Raw genomic sequence first — 20,193 nt, 5'->3', positions numbered from 1 at the left:
ACTAATTGTGTTTCCTAATAAATGGTATTTGATAAGCCGTTAGGCTATTTTGAGTAGTTACTTTCCGATTTCAAGTTAAAATTATTTGAGGGAGGTGACTTTGTTAATTTTTGGGATTCTATAACCTTTATTAAGAAAGGGGTTTTCGTTATGAAGCGTATCAAAAAATGGTTATCCTTAGTTACCGTTACAATGTTTATTGCATCAATTGCTGTAACTCCTGTTTTTGCCGCTACAACTAAAGTTTACACTACAACCTCATACTCGTCTGTTCTCAGCATGATAAAAACAATGTTCCCCAATTTTAAAGTACCGACGGCGCCAGCGCCAGTGCCTGCACCGGCGCCAGCGCCTGCACCGGCGCCTGCACCTGCACCAACGCCTGCACCAGCGCCTGCACCGTCAAGTGACTTTAAATTTACTGCTTTTGAACAACGAGTATTGGAGTTAGTAAATATAGAGCGTAAAAAAGCAGGTTTGCAGCCGGTGGTGCTTGATAAAAAGTTAACCCTGGCTGCCCGGGCAAAAGCGCAAGATATGGTTGACAAAAGGTATTTCAGCCACACTTCGCCAACTTACGGCACCTTCGGTGAACAGTTGAAATATTTCGGCATATCCTATCGCAATGCGGGTGAAAATATTGCTTCCGGCCAGAAAACTCCGGAAGCAGTAATGAAATCGTGGATGAACAGTCCGGGACACCGGGCCAATATACTGAGCCCTAAGTTTAACAAAATGGGTGTTGGCTATGCTTATACCAGCGCCGGAAATTATCATCATTACTGGGCCCAGTGGTTCACTAACTAAATATTAAAGGCGAGGGCAAACCCCTCGCCTTTAATATTACCTTAAGAAACAATAAAACACTGTGTTTAAAATCACATCCGTACTGTCGCTATTATACTTTATTACTCCACTATAACAGCGGTGCCGCTGACGGTGACCATGAGCATACCGTCCCTGATCACTTCATAATCGAGGTCAACGCCTACAATGGCGTTAGCGCCAAGCCGTCTGGCTTTTTCAGCCATTTCGGCCATAGCTATTTCCCGGGCATCAACCAGTTTGCTTTCGTAGGCACCTGATCTGCCGCCTACGATGTCAGTAATACTTGCAAAAAGGTCCCTGACCACATTGGCGCCCATAATAGCTTCCCCTGCAATCACCTGCAGGTACTGAGTGATTTTCTTTCCCTCAATATTCGGTGTAGTAGTGATAATCATTCATATTCCCCCTTTTAAAACGGTATTGTTATTGTATTCCATAAATAGTCAGTTCATTCCTTCATTAATTGACTTGAAATTGAATGTATGTTAATATATGAGGAAAAGTTTCTTATACGGTCGGTTCAACCGTAGCAACGGTTTAAAGACAAGGCATATAATACTTTGGGGAGGGGTTAGGGCTTTGAAACTGCAAGGCACTATGACAGTGAATGAAAAGGGACATTTGGTTATCGGTGGATGTGATACTGTAGAATTGGCCAGGGAATTCGGTACTCCTCTATACGTAATGGACGAGGAATTTATCCGCCAGAACTGTAAGGCTTATTATGAATCTTTTACAGGCGCTTATCCAAACAGTGAAGTTATATATGCCAGTAAGGCTTTTCTGGCTATAGCCATGTGTAATATTATTGAAGAAGAAGGATTAGGGCTTGACGTGGTGTCGGGAGGAGAGTTATATACAGCTCTGAAAGCCAAATTCCCGACAGGACGGATTTATTTCCACGGCAACAACAAATCCCCCGAGGAAATCAGGATGGCTCTTGAAGCGAACATAGGCCGGTTTGTGGTAGACAATACTTATGAAATGGATCTTTTGAACAGTATAGCGGGGGAAATGAATAAAAAAGCGAATATTTTAATCCGGATTACCCCCGGTATTGAAGCGCACACTCATGAATACATCCAGACCGGACAGATTGATTCCAAGTTTGGCCTGGTGTTAAGCAACGGGCAGGCTATGGAAGGCATTAAAAAAGCCCTTGGGTTGGAAAACCTGATTCTGAAGGGCTTGCACTGCCATATAGGTTCACAGATTTTTGAACTGCAGTCATACCAGCACGCGGCCGAAGTTATGATGGAGTATATTCAAAAAGTAACAGCCGAAACAGGTGTCGAGATAACGGAGCTGAACTTGGGCGGCGGTTTCGGAATATATTATTCTGCCGGAGACAGACCCGCCAGTATTAAGACTTATGCAACGATCGTCATGGAGACGGTGCAAAGAAAAGCCAGAGAATTTAATATCAATGTTCCGAAAGTGATAGTGGAACCGGGAAGGTCTATTGTCGGGGCCGCCGGAACCACACTTTATACAATTGGCTCTGTCAAAGACATTCCCGGCGTTCGTAAATATGTAGCTGTTGACGGCGGAATGGCTGATAACCCCCGGCCCGCCCTTTACCAGGCCAGGTATGAAGCGTTAGTGGCCAATAAAGCAGATCAACCGAAAAAGGACGAAGTTTCTATCGCCGGTAAATGCTGTGAGTCTGGCGACATGTTGATTTGGGACCTGGCTGTTCCGGAGGTTGAGCCGGGAGACATTTTGGCTGTGTCCTGTACCGGCGCTTACAATTATTCGATGGCCAGCAACTATAACAGGTTGACAAAACCGGCTGTAGTGCTTGTCAACAGGGGAAATGCCGAGTTAATTGTACGGCGCGAAACCTATGAAGATTTGGTACAAAACGATATTGTACCGGAAAGGTTTAAGAAAAACAAAAAACTTACAATAGCCAAATAACTGGGTAGTTAAGGCCATAGGGAAATTAATTTTGCAAAAACCTTATGGCCTTAGGTTTTTTCGGAGAGGTTTTTAATATTACTATGGCTTTTGCCTGATTCCAGGACAGTATTTACCAGCTTTAACCTTTTACCGGTTTATGATATAATATTTCGGTACAGGAGGAGACAGGATGCATGGAAATCATTGTCAGCCACAATAATACTGACCTTGACGGACTGGCTTCCATGGTTGCGGCAAAAAAACTGTATCCGGAAGCGGAGCTGGTTTATGGCGGTAAACTTCACCGCAATGTTAGGGAATTTATGGCTTTACATAAAGATACTTTAAATGTGCGGCTGGCCAGAGATATACCTGTTGACCAGGTAGAGCGGCTTATCTTGGTGGATACCAAATCGCCCACGCGCATTGGTGAAATAAAAGAAGCTTTAAAGAACAAAAATATTGACATCCATATATACGACCACCACCCTGAGCAAGAAGATGACATTCGGGGAAATTTTGTTGTCAATGAATTGGTTGGCGCTACCACTACATTACTGGTTGAACAGATCCAGCAGCGGAAGATTCCTATTAATTCCCTGGAAGCGACCATATTTGCCCTGGGTATTTACGAAGATACGGGATGTCTGACTTTTTCCACTACTACAGCCCGTGATGCTCAGGCTGTAGCATATTTGCTGGCGCAGGGCGCTAAGCTGTCTGTTGTGGCTGATTTTATTGGCCGGCCTCTTACGGAAGCACAAAAAAACCTGCTAAACCGGCTCATTCTTTCGGCTGAAACAAAGGTGATTAATGGGGTTAAAGTTCTTATCGCCACGGCAGAAGAAGATGAATATATAGGCGGATTATCTCTGTTAACCCATAAACTGCTTGATATCATAAGCATAGATGTGGTTTTTACTGTTGTACTTATGGATGACCGGGTGCACATGGTGGCCCGCAGCAGGATTGAATCGGTAGATGTAGGCGAAATTTTGGAGAACTTCGGAGGCGGCGGACATTCTACTGCGGCCTCGGCTACGGTACGCAGCTCCAATGTGGCTGAGCTGACAGCGGAGTTAAATGAAATTCTGCATAAAAAGATAAAACCGGAAGCTGTAGCCCGTGATGTTATGTCCGCTCCGGTAAAGACTATTCCCATGCAGACGACTATAGAAGAGGCAGGTAAAATCATGCTGCGGTACGGACATACAGGGATGCCCGTTGTTGACGGAGATAAAATGGTAGGCATTATTTCCCGCCGGGACTTGGATAAAGCAAGGCACCACGGGCTGGGTCATGCTCCGGTAAAAGGATTTATGTCCCGCAAGGTTATCACTGTCAATGAGGATACGCCTTTATCCGATATTCAGCACCTGATGATAGAGAATAATATTGGCCGGCTGCCTGTAGTTAGAGACTCTAAACTGGTGGGCATTGTTTCCCGGACAGATGTGCTAAAGAACCTGCATGGTGACAATTACCCGGAACGCTACCGCCGGGTCTATGCCCAGCACCAGGCTAACGGCGACCAAAACGTAACTTCGCTGATGATAAAGAACCTGCCTGACAGGCTGCGCCAGTTGCTGGGCCAGATAAGTTACCTGGCCGACCAAAAAGGCTATTCAGTATTTATAGTAGGTGGGTTTGTACGGGACCTCCTATTGGGTGTGGAAAACCTGGACTTCGATTTGGTTGTGGAAGGTGATGGGATAGCTTTTGCTAAAGACTTGGCCGAGTTTTTATGCGGTAGGGTGAGGGTGCATGATAAATTTGGTACGGCTATAGTTATCCTGTCTGATGAGTTCAAAATAGATGTGGCCACGGCCAGGACCGAATACTACGAATACCCGGCAGCTTTGCCGAAGGTTGAAATATCTTCCCTGAAACAGGATTTGTATAGGCGGGATTTTACCATCAATGCTATGGCTATTGCCCTAAGCCAAAAGAATTTCGGCGAGTTGATCGATTTTTTTGGCGGTAAAAGAGATTTAGAGGAAAAGGTGGTCAGAGTTTTATACAACCTTAGTTTTGTTGAGGACCCGACCAGGATTTTAAGGGCTGTCAGGTTTGAACAGCGTTATGGTTTTACCATCGAACCGCAGACCCTGGCTTTAGCGAAAGGGGCCATCAAGGCCCAAATACTGAATAAGCTTTCCGCAGACAGGGTCAGGGAAGAATTGAAGCACATCCTGGAGGAAACATCTCCCCTCGGAGCTGTTATCAGGATGAAAGAACTGGGTATTTGGCAGTTTGTGTTACCACAGGCCATGGTCGATGAGGAAATAATTTCTCTTATAGAGAGAGCGCCTAAGGAAACAACTCACATTAAAGAACTTGGTTTTTTGGACATCAAGGTTTGGCTTATACATTTGGCGCTCTTGGTACATAAGAGCGGCGCCACAATAGAAGAAATTGATACCCACCTGCGTTTGAACAAGGAAGAACAGTTAATTTTAAAGAATATATTAGCCTGTTGGGAAGTAATTGTGCGTTTATGCGCCGTACCTGGGGCCAAGGTCAGTGAAATAGCCCGGTACCTGAATGAAATGCCGGCGGAAGGGTATGTCTTTTTGCTGCTTAAGTTAGGGGATCAAAGGTCAGTCAATTATTTAGTGAAGTGTCTAAAAAGAATGAAAAGAAATAAACTATTAATTACCGGGGACGATATTAAAAGGCTTGGCCATCAGCCTGGCCCGTTATTTAAGGAAGCTCTGCAGGCAGCCTGGGAAGCCAAGCTTGACGGGTTGCTAAAATCCCGTGAAGAAGAGCTGGGTTTTGTGGACAGGTATATCAAGGAGAGAGAAGGGAGTATCAACCATTGACATCGATTGATATATTAACTAAAACCATCGAGGTGTTGGCCATTATACCTGCATTGACCGTACATGAATATAGTCATGCCCGGGTCGCTTATGCATTTGGTGACCCAACGGCAAAATTTCAGGGTCGGCTTACCCTCAATCCCATCAAGCATTTAGACCCATTAGGTACGTTGCTGTTGATTCTATACAGGTTTGGATGGGCCAAACCGGTGCCAGTCAATCCCTATAACATGCAGGGAGACCGGCGTAAGAATATGATGTGGGTTTCCCTGGCGGGACCTGCTTCCAACTTGTTGTTTGCTGTTGTTGCTGCTTTTTTATGGGGGATATTTGCAGATATATGGTACCTGGCGGTTTTCTTTAATACTTTGTTTCAAATTAACCTGGTGTTGGCCGTATTTAATTTGGTACCGGTACCTCCACTGGACGGTTCGAAAATTTTGGCGGGTCTCTTGCCGGCCCGGCAAAGCTATATTATTTACAATCTGGAAAGATATGGGCCTGTCATTTTACTGCTCCTGGTAGTTTTTAACTTTGTTGGCGCTATTATCGGTCCGCCGATTAATCTTCTTTATAACCTGATTACCAGTTTTGTCGGATTATTCTTTCCGGGGGTATTTTATTAGAAATTCGACTTTCTCATTTTGCAGAGCATCACTTAGTGCCAAGTGACTACCACTGTGATGGTGAAATAAACAGTGAATCAGAAAAATTTGTATTTATTATACCGAAAAAAGAAGAGGAGTTAAAAAGAAGAGGAGTTGAACAAATGAGTAAAGGCAGAATTTTAAGCGGGATGCGCTCAACCGGTAGATTACACATTGGACATTTAAGTGTGTTGGAAAACTGGGTGAAACTACAGGATGAGTATGAATGTTTTTTTATGGTTGCCGATTGGCATGCCTTAACATCTAATTATGCGGACACTCATGACATGCAGCAAAACATACGGGACCTGGTGATTGATTGGATGGCAGCCGGCCTGGACCCAGGCAAGTCGACCATTTTCGTACAGTCTCATGTAAAGGAGCATGCTGAACTTCATTTACTGTTTTCCATGATTACTCCTCTTTCGTGGCTGGAACGGGTACCCACCTATAAAGATCAGATTGCACAGTTGGGAAAACAGGGAAAAGACCTCAATACCTACGGTTTTCTAGGATATCCACTGCTACAGGCGGCTGATATACTGGTTTACAAGGCTAATGCTGTGCCGGTGGGTGAAGACCAGCTTCCGCACCTTGAATTTACAAGGGAAGTGGCCAGGCGTTTTAACTTTATGTATAAGGCGGAAATTTTTCCAGAACCCCAGCCCATTATCGGACAGGTGGCTCTTTTACCCGGTATTGACGGACGAAAAATGAGCAAGAGTTACAATAACTTCATTAATATTTCCTCTGAATCAAAGGATTTAGTTGCCAAAGTTAATGCCATGATTACTGACCCGGCGCGTATTAAAAAGACAGATCCGGGACATCCGGAGATCTGTACAGTGCATACGTATCATACCATTTACAGCGCTGCAGAACTGGAAGATATACGGACCAAATGCCGGGCCGGTGAAATCGGCTGTGTGGCCTGCAAAAAAATGTTAGGGGCCAAGCTGGATGAACTCCTGAATCCCATACGGGAAAAGCGCGCAGCATTAGAAAAAAACCCTGATTATGTAAATAAGGTTTTGGCTGAAGGGGCCGAAAAGGCAAGAAGTGTTGCCAGTGAAGTACTCAAAGAGGTTCGCAAGGTTATGAACATGTAATATTGACAAACTGAGGTGAACCTGTTGGCTTATCAAATAAAACTGCCCGTTTTTGAGGGACCTTTTGACCTGTTGTTTCACCTTATCGAAAAAAATGAGGTGGATATTTATGATATTCCCATTGCCACCATTACTGAGCAGTACCTGGAATACCTTGCCCAAATGCAGATGCTGGACCTGGAAATAGCCAGTGAGTTTTTGGTGATGGCTGCCCGCTTGCTGCATATCAAGGCCAGAATGCTGTTGCCCAAACCGCCCAGGGAACCGGCTGATGATGAAGAAGAAGTTGAATTGGAAGACCCGCGTGATGAACTGGTCGAAAGGCTGCTTGAATACAAAAAGTTTAAACAGGTGGCGGATTTCTTGAAACAGCGGGAAGAAGAGCAGGAAAAGATCTATGTTCGTCCGAATGAGGAAGAGATGTTCATCCATCTTTTCAGTGAGGAAAACCCCCTGGAAGGGATAGACCTGTCCAAGTTGCTGGAGGCGTTAAAAGAAGTCTTTCAAAGGACTGAGCAGGTTGAGACAACCGGAGAAATACCCAGAGATGAAATATCCATCCGGGACAAGATGCGTGAGATTAGGAGACGCCTGTTTTTCTTGCCCCGGGGGATTTCCTTTAAAGACCTTCTTGCTTCCCAGGCCTCGAAAGTGGAAATTATCGTTACATTTCTGGCCCTGCTGGAACTGATTAAATTAAAACAGGTCAAGGTTTCACAGCCTGAGGTATTTGGCGAGATAATGATTTTCAGTTGTTTTGACACTTTAGAGCCGGACGAATGGGACGCCGATGCGGAAGGGAGTGACCTGAATTGACGGTTATGTTTCCGGCAGATAACAAAGCGGCTATTGAATGCCTGCTTTTTGTCGCCAAGGAGCCTTTAACGCCAAAGAATATAAGCCAAATTATCGGCATTCCGGAAGAAGATGTAAAGGATCTGGTGTTTCAGTTAATGAAGGAATACGAACGGGAAGATAGGGGCATTCAGGTTGTGGAAGTGGCGCATGGTTACCAGATGTGTACCAAAAAGCAGTATGCTGATTATATAGAAAAATTATACAAGCCGCAAACCCATTATGGCCTGTCCAGAGCCGCTTTGGAAACCCTGGCCATCATCGCCTACAAACAGCCTATTACCAGGGCGGAAGTAGAAGCCATCCGCGGTGTGAAAATAGACAGTTCTCTAGGAACTCTGTTGGACAAGAATTTAGTGCGGGAGGTTGGGCGCAGGGAGGGGCCCGGACGCCCTATTCTTTTTGGTACTACTCCCAGTTTTTTGCGGTACTTTGGCTTGAAAGATCTGAGCGAACTGCCTGCACCGGAAGAATTTCTCACCCAGAATACCGTGGAGGACTTTTCGGAGGACCATTTGAAGGAAGGAGCAAACACAGGAGGGATTGGCTAAACCAATCCCTTTTCTATGTTTTTAAAGGGATATAATCGGGTTAAACCGTTTCTTTGCGGCATTTGCGTTCTAATTGACTATACCAGATACTGTGCCGGTGCCGGCAATAATCGATATCCACTTTACCAGAGAACATGGCCGGCAACAAAGCGCGGTTTTGTTTGAATACAAAGGCAAACAGGTGGGCGACGATACCAAATAGGATTAATACCGCTGCCAGGTTATGCAGATTGGTTACGACTGCCAGGAAGGTTTCTGAGAAATCAACGCTGGGCAGGTTTTTCAGGACTTTGATCATTCCCGTGAAGATAACCAGCAGCAGGTTACCACCAATAAAGGCATAAGCCAGGCGTTGTTCAGCCAGATACTTGTCTGACGGAGGTTCTTCGCAGAGACCACACATTGCTCCGATGATTAAAGCCGATTGCTTAAAGTCACCCCGGCGGGGAAAAATGGAAAACTCCTTCATGAAAATGGCCTTGAAAATATGATAAGTAACGGCAAAAATCAAAATTACGGCTGCAATGTAGTGCCAGTACAGGGTGATGCTGAAATCGGCCGACCAACCCAGCCCGGGTATATCGGCAATCTTATACCTCTTATAAAGAGGCATCTGGCCAAAGCCGGTAAAGAGTAAAATAAAGGTTGAAACGGCTACTGACCAATGAATAATGCGATTGGCCAGACATTGGCGCAGTACTTTATTTTCGTCATGTAAAATCTTCACTTTACTCTTCTCCCTTCATAGTTTTTATTGCCGTTATCCCTGCCGCAAAGGCACCGGCAACAGGCGCTATCAAATAACCGGCAAGAGTACCGTTAGCAGAATCAAGGTAGTTTTCTACTGCAGGTTTCATACCCGGTATTCCTATGCGCTCAGGTTTAGGCGCCTGTTTCTTTTTGGCCATGATGGATTTATGAATCTTATCAAAAGGTACGGGAGACACATAAAAGGTGGAAGTTCCTCCGTTTTCTTTCTCACCGTAAATGTAACCGCTGATTTCTTTGGCCCTGCGGTGAGCCAGTTTGCGCATTTCTTCTTTTTCCCCAAATATAAGGGCTTTCTGCGGGCAAGCTTGCACGCAGGACGGCTCCTGGCCTTTTTTGACCAGATCGATGCATAGGTCACATTTGTACATTACACCGCCGCCGGCCAGTTTAGGAGCCATTTTTAGGTATATGCCTACTCCGGCCTGGCGCTGGGGGATATCCCAGGGGCAGACGTCGCGGCATTTAGCGCCGCCCATACAATAGTTCCTATCGATTACCACCGCGCCCTCCTTGGTCTTATTATGCACACCAAATGGACACAGATTGGCGCATGGCGGATTATCACAATGCATACACCTACGAGGTATATTCAGTTTGAATGTTTTACCGTTATGTTTGACTTCTACGGGTTGGACATAAGTCCAGTTATATGGTGTTAACTTATCAGTAAGGTGTTTTTTCCTGGACCAATCCTCAAATTTGGTTTGGGGCCAGTAAGGTTGAATGGGTTCCTGAGGTTGAGGAAAATTATGCTGGTTCTTTTCCCTACATGCGTTTACACATGCGGGAACGTCTTTTCCGGCACATCCGTCACACCTGGTTAAATCAATAAAAGTTCCGTACTGTACAGTGTCACCGGCTTCTACGGTTTTATTTCCGGATGCCAGAACCAGGGTGCTTGCCGCTATTGATGCCAGTGTTCTTTTAAAAAATGTACGCCGGGAAATTTCATTCATCTTTGTCTATTACCTCCTTATATATACCCCTAGGGGGTATTTTTGGTTGTAATTATACTGTCCCTCAGAAGGGGTGTCAAGTACTTGGAGACAGATTTAATAATTTTTTAGATTTGAGGGAGCTATGAAGCCTGTTGCATATAATTGCGGCGCTGTGAGAGACTAAAATAGTATCTATTGCCTCAAAGGATGATTTTTCCATGGCCTGGTTGATGGGTTTGGGCATATTGTCAGTGATTTTACTGGCTGTTTTGTCCAGAATAAAATTTCACATTGAATATCACCGTAATCAACAGGATGACCGTTTTCTTGTTAATATAGCTTTGGTCCGTGGCCTTTTGAATTTTAAAACAGAATTCACCAGTTTAGATCTGAAAAAAAGGTTTTGGCGGATGAATCTGGAATTACAGTCAGAAGTAGAGGCGGAGATGGGCAAAGCGAGTGCCGGATTGGACCAGAAAACGGAAGCGCCTATAACTTATCAAAACGTCAGGCTGGGCTATAACATTTTGCGGGCTCTTATGGAACTGGTCGGCAAATATAAAGACGTTTTTCTGAGGATTGTTCGTTTAATCAGGGTCCTGGAACTGAACTGGAAAACCCAAATAGGTATGGGTGATGCTGCTGCTACCGGAGTGATTACCGGTGTGGTCTGGGGGATCAAAGGGGTAGTGGTGCAGACAATATATCGTTACGCCGGTTCTGTACAGGCTACTGCAGATATAAAAGTATGGCCAGATTTTTCTAAGAAATCTATAAAGACTGATTTGCGCTGCATATTTGATATTAGAATAGGTCATATTATTATTGCCGGATTTAAATTGTTGATTATAGGACTGCGAAGGGGGTTTAATCATGGCGGAACACCCCATTGAGGGATTAATGAAAACTGCAATGGAAAGTATAAAAGAGATGGTTGATGTGAATACCATAGTCGGCGACCCGGTGGAGACTCCTGATGGAAGCGTGATAATCCCGGTAAGTCGTGTGGCTTGTGGCTTCGCGGCGGGTGGCGGAGAATTTGAGAGCGGGTCGGACCGTAACCAGCAGAAACAGGACCAACAGCAGGATGGAACATCTATTCCTTTTGGTGGAGGCAGTGGAGCGGGGGTTTCGGTACAGCCGGTAGGATTTCTGGTAGTAGGGCAGGGACAGATCCGCCTGTTGCCTGTTGACGGAAACGCTATGGTTGATCGCTTAATAGACGTAGCACCGCAGATACTGTCCCAAATACAGGGTATGTTTCAAAGAGGCAATAAAAAACGTGAGGAAGAAAAAATACAGTGTTAAAGAGCGGTTATCCCGCTCTTTTCAATTTTTGCCAAATCACAAAAGAAACACTCCGGGAATAAGATATTTCCAAACGTGTCTTAAAAATATTTCGTGCCTTGCATACCTTTTCGGGAATGAAAGGATGAATTAACATGAAGGTTGTGGTTATCGGTGGCGGTTGGGCTGGATGCTCTGCCGCCTATTTTGCCAAAAAAGCCGGAGCGGAAGTGGCTTTAATTGAAAGAACCGATCTATTGCTAGGTACTGGTCTGGTCGGGGGAATAATGCGCAATAACGGGCGACTGGCGGCGGCGGAAGAAGCAAGAGTATTGGCCGGTGATGATTTTTCCAGAATAATTGACAGTGTAACCAGGCATAGGGATGTTGATTTTCCGGGACACCGGCATGCCGATTTATATGACGTAACCAGGATTGAACGGGCGGTAAAAAATGCTCTGGAACAGTCTGGAGTACAGATTTATTTAAAGACCTTGATTAGCTCCGTCCTTGTGCAGGGTACGAGGATTTTTTCGGTAAGCGACCAGGGGGGTAATGAGTTTCCGGGAGATGTTTTTATCGATACGACGGGCACGGCCGGACCCATGAAAAACTGTATTAAATATGGTACGGGCTGCGCCATGTGTATATTACGTTGTCCTACCTTTGGTCCCAGGATCAGTGTTACAGCGAAAGCGGGAATTAAGGAAATACAGGCAGGCGACGGGCTCTCCCAGTTTGAGGCCATTAGCGGTTCGTGCAAACTGGCCAAAGAATCGCTGGATAAGACTATTGTACAAGAATTAAACAAAAAGGGAGTCGTAATCATTCCTTTGCCCGAACAATACCATAAACACGATATTTTGCGGAAAAAAGCCTGCCAGCAGTATGCGCTGGAGGAATATGCCACCAACCTGATTTTATTGGACACGGGCCATGCAAAACTGATGACCCCCTTTTTCCCGCTGGAGAGCCTGCGTTCTATAGACGGGTTCCATGAAGCCAAATATGCAGACCCCTATAGCGGTGGGCAGGGAAATTCGGTACGGTTTATGGCCATGGCCCCCTGTAAACCTTCCCTACAGGTAGAGGGCCTGGAAAACCTCTTCTGCGCCGGAGAAAAGATTGGACCTGTCGTGGGGCACACGGAAGCCATTATTACGGGTATGTTGGCCGGCCATAATGCTGTAAGAAAGGCTAAAAACATGCCGTTAATAGTTTTGCCTGGAGAATTGGTTATAGGTGATTTTATTGCCTTTGTGCTCGAACATATGAAAAACGCCGGGGGGCTAAAATATAAGTTCACTTTTTCAGGTTCTGTATATTTTGAACGAATGCAAAAGCTCGGTTTCTATCCCGTTGATCGGGAAAAAATCAGGCGGAAAATAGAGGATTTGGGCCTGACCAATATTTTTAGCAAATTCTTGTAGGTTCTAAAATTGTATTTGTCCTCATATTAGTAATTCCAAAAACAGGTATGGAGGACAAAACAAATGGTCAATATAATCTGGCTATTCATGATTGTAACAGGAATACTGGTAGCTGCCTGGAACGGAAAAGTGGAAACAGTAACATCGGCTGCGCTGGAATCAGCCAGGTCCGCAGTGAATGTTTCCCTGGGGCTGATTGCCATTATGACCTTTTGGCTGGGCATCATGAGGTTGGCGGAAAAAGCCGGGTTAATTCGCATATTGGCAAGAGTGGTCAAACCGTTGACCTCTTTTTTGTTTCCTAGTGTGCCGAAAAACCACCCAGCTATCGGTGCCATTATCATGAACCTGAGCGCCAATATTTTAGGTTTAGGCAACGCGGCTACACCGATGGGCTTAATAGCCATGCAAGAACTGCAGAAACTTAACACCCGGCATCCGGATACGGCTTCTGATGCCATGTGCACTTTTCTGGCCTTAAATACGTCCTGTATCACCCTGATTCCGGCTACGGTAGTCGGTATCAGGATGCAGGCAGGTTCAGCAAATCCTACTGAAATAGTCGGTACCACATTATTTGCCACTGGCTGCGGGACGATCGTTGCAGTTATTGCTGATCGGTTCTTCCGGAGCTTGTATTACCGGTACAGGAGGTAGATGGTCTTTGGGTTTCCAGGCAATTTCCACCATATCCAAATGGGCTATTCCTATGCTGTTGCTGGTTATTCCGTTTATTGCCCAGGCCAGGGGCGTCAAGGTATTTGAAACCTTTGTCGAGGGTGCGGAAAAAGGCTTTGAGACGGCTATAAAAACTATTCCTTATTTGGTAGCCATGATGGTGGCCATAGGGGTGTTCCGGGCTTCCGGCGCCATGGATTTGTTTATTGAATTTGTAAAACCGGCCACCGATTTAATCGGTGTCCCGCCGGAAGTCCTGCCATTGGGGTTGATGCGGCCCTTATCCGGCGGGGGAGCGCTGGGGATTACGGCGGAACTTATCAAAACTTACGGCCCGGACAGTTTTATCGGACGTCTGGCTTCAACCCTGCAGGGTAGCACCGATACCACATTTTTTGTACTAACTCTTTATTTCGGATCAGTGGGTGTCAGGAAATACAGGTATTCGGTTATGGCCGGTCTGGCTGCCGACATTACAGGATTTCTGGCCTCAGTTTATATTTGTTACAAAGTGTTTGGCTAATTCCAAATTTGTATTTGGCTCCTGTTTTACGTATAATAGGGCTGAGGAGCTGAGAATATGGAACGCCAAAGGTTACAGAAGTTTATGGCCCATGCGGGAGTAGCTTCCCGCCGGAAATGCGAGGAATTGATAGCAGCCGGCAAGGTGAAGGTAAATGGAAAAGTAGTAACGGAAATGGGCTATACGGTAGATCCTTCCGTAGACAGGGTGGAAGTTGCCGGCCTGGGTATAATTGTTCATGAGAAAAAGGAGTATATTTTACTGTATAAACCTGCCGGTGTATTAAGCTCAGCAAGCGATGACCGGGGTAGAAAAACGGTTGTGGATTTAATAAAGAACGCCCAAACGCGGTTATACCCTGTTGGGCGCCTGGATTATGATACCGAAGGTCTCATTTTACTGACCAACGATGGCAGGCTGACTAACCTTTTAATCCATCCCAGGTATAAAGTTGATAAGACTTATCGGGCAGTTGTACAAGGGATACCCGGAGAGGACAAGCTTGCGGCCCTGAGGAATGGAATAATGCTGGAAGACGGTCCCACCTATCCGGCCCGGGTAAAAATGTTGAAACAAATAAACGGCAACGGCCTTGTGGAAATCACCATCCACGAAGGCCGCAACCGCCAGGTACGCAGGATGTTTGACGCCATTGGCCACCCTGTTCTGAAATTGAAGCGAACAAGGTTTGGTTTCCTGGAACTGGGAAACCTCCAACCGGGACAGTACAGAGCGTTGTCGTCGGCGGAGGTGGCCAAGCTGTATGATTTAGTCACCGTTCCAGGGGTATAGTGGTTTGTCGATGGTTTTACTCCATTTTTCCACGGAAAAAGCGCCATATCCGGAAAGGATATTAGCCACATTACTGGCTTTAGAGTTATCGGTCTGAATAACGGTCAACACATGACCTCCCGCAACCTTGCTTTCCAGTTCCCGGGCCTTCTCCGGAGAGACTCCGTAGTAGGTAAGGACTTCGCTGATCCGTCTGTTATCGTTGATCAGGGGCTCAGCAAAAGGGCCTGCTGCTGATACAGGACCGACGAAGGGCACCTCTTTTGCGGGGGCCTGGACTAAAAAGGAATCAACATCATGCGGCATACCGGAAGCCGGACTGCCATAGACCTCTTCAGTGTAAGCTGCCCTGTATTCATCGGCAGTGTTTTGGGCTACAATTGATATATCGGAATTGGCATATCCCGCGCCCTCGATTTCCTTGAGGGCATTTTCTGCCTGCTCTAAAGATTTAAACAAGCCAACTATAGTCCGCCGCATATTTTACCTCCTTATTTTTTTAAGTAGTTTTTAATATCTTTGGCAAAAATACGTTTTTTATACTGTGGCTGGCGTAACGGACCAAAAACTCAGTGAAACTTCCCGGAAGTAACGTTTAACTTGCCCGGTTCAGGTTAAACTATTTATGAGGAGTTGATATTTGTGCCAAAATGCAATATATGCGGTAATCGGGTAAGTTTTGGCAGCAGCCGGATTCCGCCGGCAGCGCCTACGGCTAACGGACCGATATCCGGTTTGGTTGCCAATTTTGACGGTGAAGGGTCTATCTCTGAGATGGAATGTATGGGGGCGGATTTGGACACTGCCCAGGAGGCGTGGGAAAATCCCAGGACATACTTCGATACATGTTTGGAATGTGCAAGTAATGACATTTCTTGGGTATAATCCTGCCGGCAGTCTAAAATGATGAAAACTTTGACGAAATCCTGCATAAAGGGAAGTTTTTCCCACTGTTTGAGCAGGATTTTCCTTTAAGTATGGCGAAAACTACACTTAAATTTTGCCTGGCAGTAAAGGGAGGTTTAGGAAATGGTAAACACGATCATAGGAAATGAAATACAAAAATCAATATTAAAGGCTAAAATACGCTTGGACTATAAAGGTATAACCAAACCTGCCAAGTTTTTATTCGGTGGTAAGTCCACTGACCAGGCGGCAGAAGAAATGAGGGACCAACAGGTTGCTCTCTTAAGAAATGTCCCGCTTCAGGGCATTAAGGTTGAAGATGTGGATATGAGTTTGGATGTATATACCGTATATGACGAGATACAAAATACCCACGTGGCTTATGCACCCGTAGTGTTGACCGTGGTTGCCGACAGTTTGGAAGACATAGTCAGGTTTGTTGCCCGGGATGAATTCAGGAAGATTGAAATATTGGAACCGGATAACATGGTTCTTTCACGTATGGATACAGAACGGATTCTTTTCCGGCTTAGTGAGGAAATGCGTACATACAGGATGCAACTGGAAAGAAGGCTCAGTACCAGGTAAAGTATTTGGTTTAGGGGGAGGGATGCAGGTGTCGCCCACATTAGAAGATATAATAAAAAAATCGGAGGAATTGCCTGCCCTTCCAAAGGTAGTGCATAAGGCTCTGGCTCTGATTGATGATCCCGATTCCACGCTGGAGAGTATCAGCAGCCTTATTAGCAGGGACCCTGTCCTGACATTCAGGGTATTGAAGTTGGCCAATTCGGCCTATTACGGCTATTCAAGGAAGATTGCCACTATTCAGGAAGCGGTGCTTATCTTGGGCTTGGCAGCAGTAAAAAACCTACTTCTGACCGTATCGGTTTATAAAATAATGAACAAAAAAGTTGCCGGGTACATCCTGGAAAAAGGTGAATTATGGAAACATTCCATGGTCAGCGCCTTAATAGCCAGACAACTGGCCCAAAGGTTTTCCTGTTGTGATCCGGAGAAAGCCTTTATGGCAGCCCTGACGCATGATATTGGGAAAATTGTCATGAATCACTATATTGCCCCTCAATTGAAAGAGGTAATTGCTGTTTCGGAGCGGGAACGGATTCCCTTTCAAAAGGCGGAAGAAATGATACTTGGTTTTAATCACGCTCAGGTTGGAGGAGGTATAGCCAGGCAGTGGAATCTGCCGGAAGAGTTGGTGGAGGCCATCCAATTTCACCATGAACCGTTGTCGGCGCAAATTAATCCCAAGCTGACCGCTATTACCCATGTGGCTGATGTAACCTGCATGTCCATGGGAGTCGGCCTGGGCGGCGACGGCCTGCTCTACCCGATAGAAGAACAGGCCCTGCAACTACTGCAATTGGCGCCGGCTGATATTGAAAACCTGATCGCGGAAGTTGTTGATTCAATTCAGGAAAATGAAGAAATGCTGATGGTAAATTGAACAAAAATAAAGGGAGAGCATAGTATTCTTCTGATTTTGCTAAACCACTGAAATTTTCACCCGAGCAAGTACTAAGAGTTTAGGTAAAATATTGAGCCCACTGGACGACCAGGATTTTACCTAAAGGGGATTTATACGAACTAGTTTGTGTAACACCCTAAAATTAGGGAAAAAGCGAACGGGGTGGAAGATGCTGGTTCGTGGATTGTATAGTTAGGCGAAATGCCCTTTCTTTGAAGAAAATGAGAAAAACCCCTACAAAAGTAGAGGTTTCTAGAAAAGTTTTTTTATGACCCGCAAGGGGTAAATATATATTGTACTTTTATTATAGTCAAAAAATAGTTGAATTACAACTACTTTATCATAATTTTTTTAAACAAAGTTGGGTAATTTTTTCATCAATCGAATCAAGTTTTGTTGTGTCCTGTATTTTAGCTACTTGGTGAGTATCATTTTTAGGCTTAATTATTCGTAGTTTGCTTAAAGCACAAATCTGATTAACCTTAGCAACCGTTCGTCCTGGTTTCCATGGTATAAGATTTTCGCCTAAGTAAATGTCGTTAACGTCAATATCATTTATTGATTCTCCAGGGTCTAATGAAATCAGGGGAACAACTAGTATAGTTCCATTAGCCTTACCGTTATCATTTTCAACCACTAGAGCATAATGAATTCCACCAATTTCATTACCAACGTTAAAACCAAAATTAGCATAGACGATTTCTCCACGTTTGTAATAGCGTAGTCGTTCCGGCTCGAAGGTAGTTTCCCATTTAAGATACTTGTTCCAAGTGTTTAACCACTGAAGAAGTTTTTTGCCTCGATCTTCATCTAGGGTCTCAATGGTTTGTTTTAAAGTGTCAAGTGTATCAGATAAGTATTGTAGCATCTGCGAATTATCTCTTACTAGAGTCATTATATGCAGCCTCCCCAAATTATGACATCATCATATTAAATTTTACCATAAATAACCAAGTTTTGTACTATAATATTTATTGGTGGAAAAAATACTTGGGTCGGGTACATCGCATAACACCCGGCTAAACGGCTCCGCTGGCGCTCCGACCCAACTTGCCCCGTCCTCAGCTGTCACGGTTTTTGCAATTACCTGGCAAAAATCGCGCCACCAAACAGGTAAGCCAGGGCTACGACAACGACCCACCACGCCGCTCATTTGGTACCACTGGCCAGGCGGCACACTGGGAAAAGGCCGCCGCGTGCTTGGCCAATGGGCCGTTCCTACTCAACCAAGCAATAAAGCCGACTCAAATGAGCGGCTCCGCAGAATGGCCGAGTGACGGCGTTCTACACAACAGTTTTGGTGTCACGATTTTTGCGGACCAGGAGCAAAAACCGCGCCAGCTGTGCGGGCGTGGCAAGTTCGTTTCCACCACATGCGTTAGGCGACATGTTCGACCATGCTGGTCGTAAAAAAGATTATGAATTATAACCCCGAATTGGTTGTGTTTCAGCCCTTAAAGTCTGCATTTCAGACCATGAAAGCCGCATTTTAGGTAATTGTAGTCATAATATCCAGCAGTGGTAATTGCAGGAACAATGTCAGTCGATGAAGAAATATGACAATGTTTTATAATTTATAGTCACACTTTACCGGGAGGGAAAACTGTGACAAGGAAACAGCATGGAGTACTTAGCTTAGCAATTATGCTTTGTGCAATTATCATAGCCATTATTTTTATTTCACGACAGTCATTAAGTTTGGCAGCAATATATTTGGTAGCCAGTATAATTTCAATGGGTGTAATCATTTATTCCTTCTGTTCAAAATGCCCATGTAGGAAACATGAATGCGGGCATGTATTATTAGGTTGGTTAACCAGATTTTTTCCTGAAAGAAAAGAGGGGAAATATACTGTTCTAGATTTGTCAGGAGTACTAATACCCCTACTTTTCATAATAGTATTTCCTCAATTTTGGATAAAGAGCAGTATATCAGTATTGGTAGCTTTTTGGGGATTATTGATTCTAGCCGGATTAGAAATAAATACCAGAGTGTGCCGCGGGTGCGGTAATAAATACTGTCCCTTGAACAGAAAGTAGATGAAAGTTTATTGTAGGGTCGAACACATCGCCTAAACCAGCTAATAAACGTCAAGACTTTTTTAAATAATAATTTTCTTACCTAAAAAAGGGCATAGCAAAGCTAGCCTACCGGTGGTAGACTTAAGAAAAGAGTTACTGCCGACTTAACCGAAGAATTAATCTAACTTAAATGATTCGTTTTTACGCCAAACACCGTAGATAATTCTAAGTAATTTGCTTGAAGTAGCCAGTAAAGCCACCATTTTCTTCTTGCCTTCAGCTACTTTGCGGGAATAGTAATCATGCAGCAAAGGATTCACAGGCCCTTTTCCTGTTACACGCACACCTGCGGAAGCGGCTTGATAGAGTGTCTTTCGAAGGTAGCCGGAGCCTCTTTTAGATAGTTTGTTTTTATCTGCTTCAAACCGGCCGGACTGACATACGGAAGGATCCAAACCAGCGAAAGCCACCAACTGTTTAGCAGTGGGAAACAGAGTGATATTTCCGATTTCGGCAAGGATTGAAGCTGCAGTAATCTCTCCGACACCTGGAATCATTTTGAGTAAAGAATAAGCAGGTATACCCTTGGCCGCCGCAACAATTTGAGCCCGTAAGCCTGAAAGAAGGCGTTTTTGTGTCA

At 44.9% G+C, this 20,193-nt stretch carries 23 protein-coding genes; 16 read left to right on the top strand and 7 right to left on the bottom strand.

The features are described from left to right. Positions 1 to 150 precede the first annotated feature (150 nt). On the top strand, positions 151 to 807 hold the full coding sequence (locus ACSNJE_RS15290; protein WP_495253028.1) for a CAP domain-containing protein: 657 nt from the start codon (positions 151 to 153) through the stop codon (positions 805 to 807). A gap of 101 nt (positions 808 to 908) precedes the next feature. On the opposite strand, the gene ACSNJE_RS15285 is transcribed toward ACSNJE_RS15290, so the two are convergent. After that, positions 909 to 1,223, bottom strand: coding sequence for a heavy metal-binding domain-containing protein (locus tag ACSNJE_RS15285; protein WP_052216704.1), 315 nt, complete (start codon positions 1,221 to 1,223; stop codon positions 909 to 911). 184 nt (positions 1,224 to 1,407) lie between these two features. Between ACSNJE_RS15285 and lysA the strand changes: the two genes are divergently transcribed. The 6 genes from lysA (at position 1,408) to scpB (ending at position 8,717) form a co-directional block, all read left to right on the top strand. Next, positions 1,408 to 2,748, top strand: a complete 1,341-nt coding sequence (lysA, locus tag ACSNJE_RS15280; protein ID WP_474773072.1) for a diaminopimelate decarboxylase — start codon at positions 1,408 to 1,410, stop codon at positions 2,746 to 2,748. A gap of 176 nt (positions 2,749 to 2,924) precedes the next feature. Continuing rightward, a complete protein-coding gene (locus ACSNJE_RS15275; RefSeq protein WP_495253027.1) occupies positions 2,925 to 5,555 on the top strand; it encodes a CBS domain-containing protein in 2,631 nt (876 codons plus the stop codon). Next, positions 5,552 to 6,181 (top strand): site-2 protease family protein, encoded by a 630-nt coding sequence (locus tag ACSNJE_RS15270; RefSeq protein WP_013120502.1) that lies wholly within the window; start codon positions 5,552 to 5,554, stop codon positions 6,179 to 6,181. Before ACSNJE_RS15275 ends, ACSNJE_RS15270 begins: the two co-directional genes overlap by 4 nt. Positions 6,182 to 6,324: 143 nt before the next feature. Next, on the top strand, positions 6,325 to 7,311 hold the full coding sequence (gene trpS / locus ACSNJE_RS15265; RefSeq protein WP_474773070.1) for a tryptophan--tRNA ligase: 987 nt from the start codon (positions 6,325 to 6,327) through the stop codon (positions 7,309 to 7,311). A 24-nt stretch (positions 7,312 to 7,335) separates the two neighbouring features. Then, positions 7,336 to 8,127, top strand: coding sequence for a segregation and condensation protein A (locus tag ACSNJE_RS15260; RefSeq protein ID WP_495253026.1), 792 nt, complete (start codon positions 7,336 to 7,338; stop codon positions 8,125 to 8,127). Positions 8,128 to 8,132: 5 nt separating this feature from the next. Then, positions 8,133 to 8,717 carry an SMC-Scp complex subunit ScpB gene (gene scpB / locus ACSNJE_RS15255; protein ID WP_474773120.1) on the top strand — a complete coding sequence of 195 codons (585 nt, stop codon included), beginning with the start codon at positions 8,133 to 8,135 and terminating at the stop codon, positions 8,715 to 8,717. A 40-nt stretch (positions 8,718 to 8,757) separates the two neighbouring features. On the opposite strand, the gene ACSNJE_RS15250 is transcribed toward scpB, so the two are convergent. Then, a complete protein-coding gene (locus tag ACSNJE_RS15250; protein ID WP_052216709.1) occupies positions 8,758 to 9,444 on the bottom strand; it encodes a formate dehydrogenase subunit gamma in 687 nt (228 codons plus the stop codon). 1 nt (position 9,445) lies between these two features. Beyond that, a complete protein-coding gene (locus ACSNJE_RS15245; RefSeq protein WP_052216710.1) occupies positions 9,446 to 10,444 on the bottom strand; it encodes a 4Fe-4S dicluster domain-containing protein in 999 nt (332 codons plus the stop codon). 200 nt (positions 10,445 to 10,644) lie between these two features. Here ACSNJE_RS15245 and ACSNJE_RS15240 point away from each other — a divergent pair, with 200 nt between their 5' ends. The 6 genes from ACSNJE_RS15240 to ACSNJE_RS15215 all read left to right on the top strand — a co-directional run bounded on the left by ACSNJE_RS15240 (position 10,645) and on the right by ACSNJE_RS15215 (position 15,136). Continuing rightward, a complete protein-coding gene (locus ACSNJE_RS15240; RefSeq protein WP_052216711.1) occupies positions 10,645 to 11,319 on the top strand; it encodes a DUF2953 domain-containing protein in 675 nt (224 codons plus the stop codon). After that, positions 11,300 to 11,734, top strand: a complete 435-nt coding sequence (ytfJ, locus tag ACSNJE_RS15235) for a GerW family sporulation protein (RefSeq protein ID WP_013120495.1) — start codon at positions 11,300 to 11,302, stop codon at positions 11,732 to 11,734. The genes ACSNJE_RS15240 and ytfJ overlap by 20 nt, the downstream gene beginning before the upstream one ends. Positions 11,735 to 11,868: 134 nt before the next feature. Beyond that, entirely contained in the window at positions 11,869 to 13,143 is a 1,275-nt protein-coding gene (locus ACSNJE_RS15230) for an FAD-dependent oxidoreductase (protein WP_052216712.1), read from the top strand. Positions 13,144 to 13,206: 63 nt separating this feature from the next. Further along, positions 13,207 to 13,800, top strand: a complete 594-nt coding sequence (locus ACSNJE_RS15225) for a nucleoside recognition domain-containing protein (RefSeq protein WP_052216713.1) — start codon at positions 13,207 to 13,209, stop codon at positions 13,798 to 13,800. A 7-nt stretch (positions 13,801 to 13,807) separates the two neighbouring features. After that, positions 13,808 to 14,344, top strand: a complete 537-nt coding sequence (locus tag ACSNJE_RS15220; RefSeq protein WP_013120492.1) for a spore maturation protein — start codon at positions 13,808 to 13,810, stop codon at positions 14,342 to 14,344. Positions 14,345 to 14,401: 57 nt separating this feature from the next. After that, entirely contained in the window at positions 14,402 to 15,136 is a 735-nt protein-coding gene (locus ACSNJE_RS15215; RefSeq protein WP_052216714.1) for a pseudouridine synthase, read from the top strand. Here ACSNJE_RS15215 and ACSNJE_RS15210 read toward each other — a convergent pair. After that, entirely contained in the window at positions 15,113 to 15,616 is a 504-nt protein-coding gene (locus tag ACSNJE_RS15210) for a general stress protein (RefSeq protein ID WP_013120490.1), read from the bottom strand. The two genes, ACSNJE_RS15215 and ACSNJE_RS15210, sit on opposite strands and share 24 nt — an antisense overlap. Positions 15,617 to 15,778: 162 nt before the next feature. Here ACSNJE_RS15210 and ACSNJE_RS15205 point away from each other — a divergent pair, with 162 nt between their 5' ends. The 3 genes from ACSNJE_RS15205 to ACSNJE_RS15195 all read left to right on the top strand — a co-directional run bounded on the left by ACSNJE_RS15205 (position 15,779) and on the right by ACSNJE_RS15195 (position 17,510). Next, on the top strand, positions 15,779 to 16,021 hold the full coding sequence (locus ACSNJE_RS15205) for a hypothetical protein (protein ID WP_052216715.1): 243 nt from the start codon (positions 15,779 to 15,781) through the stop codon (positions 16,019 to 16,021). 144 nt (positions 16,022 to 16,165) lie between these two features. Next, positions 16,166 to 16,630, top strand: a complete 465-nt coding sequence (locus ACSNJE_RS15200) for a hypothetical protein (RefSeq protein WP_013120488.1) — start codon at positions 16,166 to 16,168, stop codon at positions 16,628 to 16,630. Positions 16,631 to 16,658: 28 nt separating this feature from the next. Further along, on the top strand, positions 16,659 to 17,510 hold the full coding sequence (locus ACSNJE_RS15195; RefSeq protein WP_160315514.1) for an HDOD domain-containing protein: 852 nt from the start codon (positions 16,659 to 16,661) through the stop codon (positions 17,508 to 17,510). Between the two features lie 361 nt (positions 17,511 to 17,871). On the opposite strand, the gene ACSNJE_RS15190 is transcribed toward ACSNJE_RS15195, so the two are convergent. The 3 genes from ACSNJE_RS15190 to ACSNJE_RS15180 form a co-directional block, all read right to left on the bottom strand. Then, positions 17,872 to 18,426, bottom strand: coding sequence for a type II toxin-antitoxin system PemK/MazF family toxin (locus ACSNJE_RS15190; RefSeq protein ID WP_495253025.1), 555 nt, complete (start codon positions 18,424 to 18,426; stop codon positions 17,872 to 17,874). 685 nt (positions 18,427 to 19,111) lie between these two features. Continuing rightward, the gene (locus ACSNJE_RS15185; protein ID WP_495253024.1) at positions 19,112 to 19,279 is read right to left on the bottom strand and encodes a hypothetical protein; all 168 of its coding nucleotides are present in this window, start codon (positions 19,277 to 19,279) and stop codon (positions 19,112 to 19,114) included. Between the two features lie 450 nt (positions 19,280 to 19,729). After that, the coding region (locus ACSNJE_RS15180; protein WP_495253023.1) for a transposase at positions 19,730 to 20,193 on the bottom strand (464 nt) is incomplete at its 5' end.

The organism is Thermincola sp. GK-1 (genome assembly GCF_059412445.1).
This window is presented reverse-complemented; position numbering and strand designations above follow the sequence as displayed.

Bases quoted from the DNA above. Each gene is read 5' to 3' on its own strand.
- ACSNJE_RS15200 (WP_013120488.1), top strand. From the start codon at position 16,166: ATGGTAAACACGATCATAGGAAATGAAATACAAAAATCAATATTAAAG.
- trpS (WP_474773070.1), top strand. From the start codon at position 6,325: ATGAGTAAAGGCAGAATTTTAAGCGGGATGCGCTCAACCGGTAGATTA.
- ACSNJE_RS15290 (WP_495253028.1), top strand. From the start codon at position 151: ATGAAGCGTATCAAAAAATGGTTATCCTTAGTTACCGTTACAATGTTT.
- ACSNJE_RS15230 (WP_052216712.1), top strand. From the start codon at position 11,869: ATGAAGGTTGTGGTTATCGGTGGCGGTTGGGCTGGATGCTCTGCCGCC.
- ACSNJE_RS15245 (WP_052216710.1), bottom strand. From the start codon at position 10,444: ATGAATGAAATTTCCCGGCGTACATTTTTTAAAAGAACACTGGCATCA.
- ACSNJE_RS15275 (WP_495253027.1), top strand. From the start codon at position 2,925: ATGGAAATCATTGTCAGCCACAATAATACTGACCTTGACGGACTGGCT.
- ACSNJE_RS15185 (WP_495253024.1), bottom strand. From the start codon at position 19,279: ATGATTACACCCATTGAAATTATACTGGCTACCAAATATATTGCTGCC.
- ytfJ (WP_013120495.1), top strand. From the start codon at position 11,300: ATGGCGGAACACCCCATTGAGGGATTAATGAAAACTGCAATGGAAAGT.
- scpB (WP_474773120.1), top strand. From the start codon at position 8,133: ATGTTTCCGGCAGATAACAAAGCGGCTATTGAATGCCTGCTTTTTGTC.
- ACSNJE_RS15210 (WP_013120490.1), bottom strand. From the start codon at position 15,616: ATGCGGCGGACTATAGTTGGCTTGTTTAAATCTTTAGAGCAGGCAGAA.
- ACSNJE_RS15190 (WP_495253025.1), bottom strand. From the start codon at position 18,426: ATGACTCTAGTAAGAGATAATTCGCAGATGCTACAATACTTATCTGAT.
- ACSNJE_RS15240 (WP_052216711.1), top strand. From the start codon at position 10,645: ATGGCCTGGTTGATGGGTTTGGGCATATTGTCAGTGATTTTACTGGCT.
- ACSNJE_RS15225 (WP_052216713.1), top strand. From the start codon at position 13,207: ATGGTCAATATAATCTGGCTATTCATGATTGTAACAGGAATACTGGTA.
- ACSNJE_RS15285 (WP_052216704.1), bottom strand. From the start codon at position 1,223: ATGATTATCACTACTACACCGAATATTGAGGGAAAGAAAATCACTCAG.
- ACSNJE_RS15215 (WP_052216714.1), top strand. From the start codon at position 14,402: ATGGAACGCCAAAGGTTACAGAAGTTTATGGCCCATGCGGGAGTAGCT.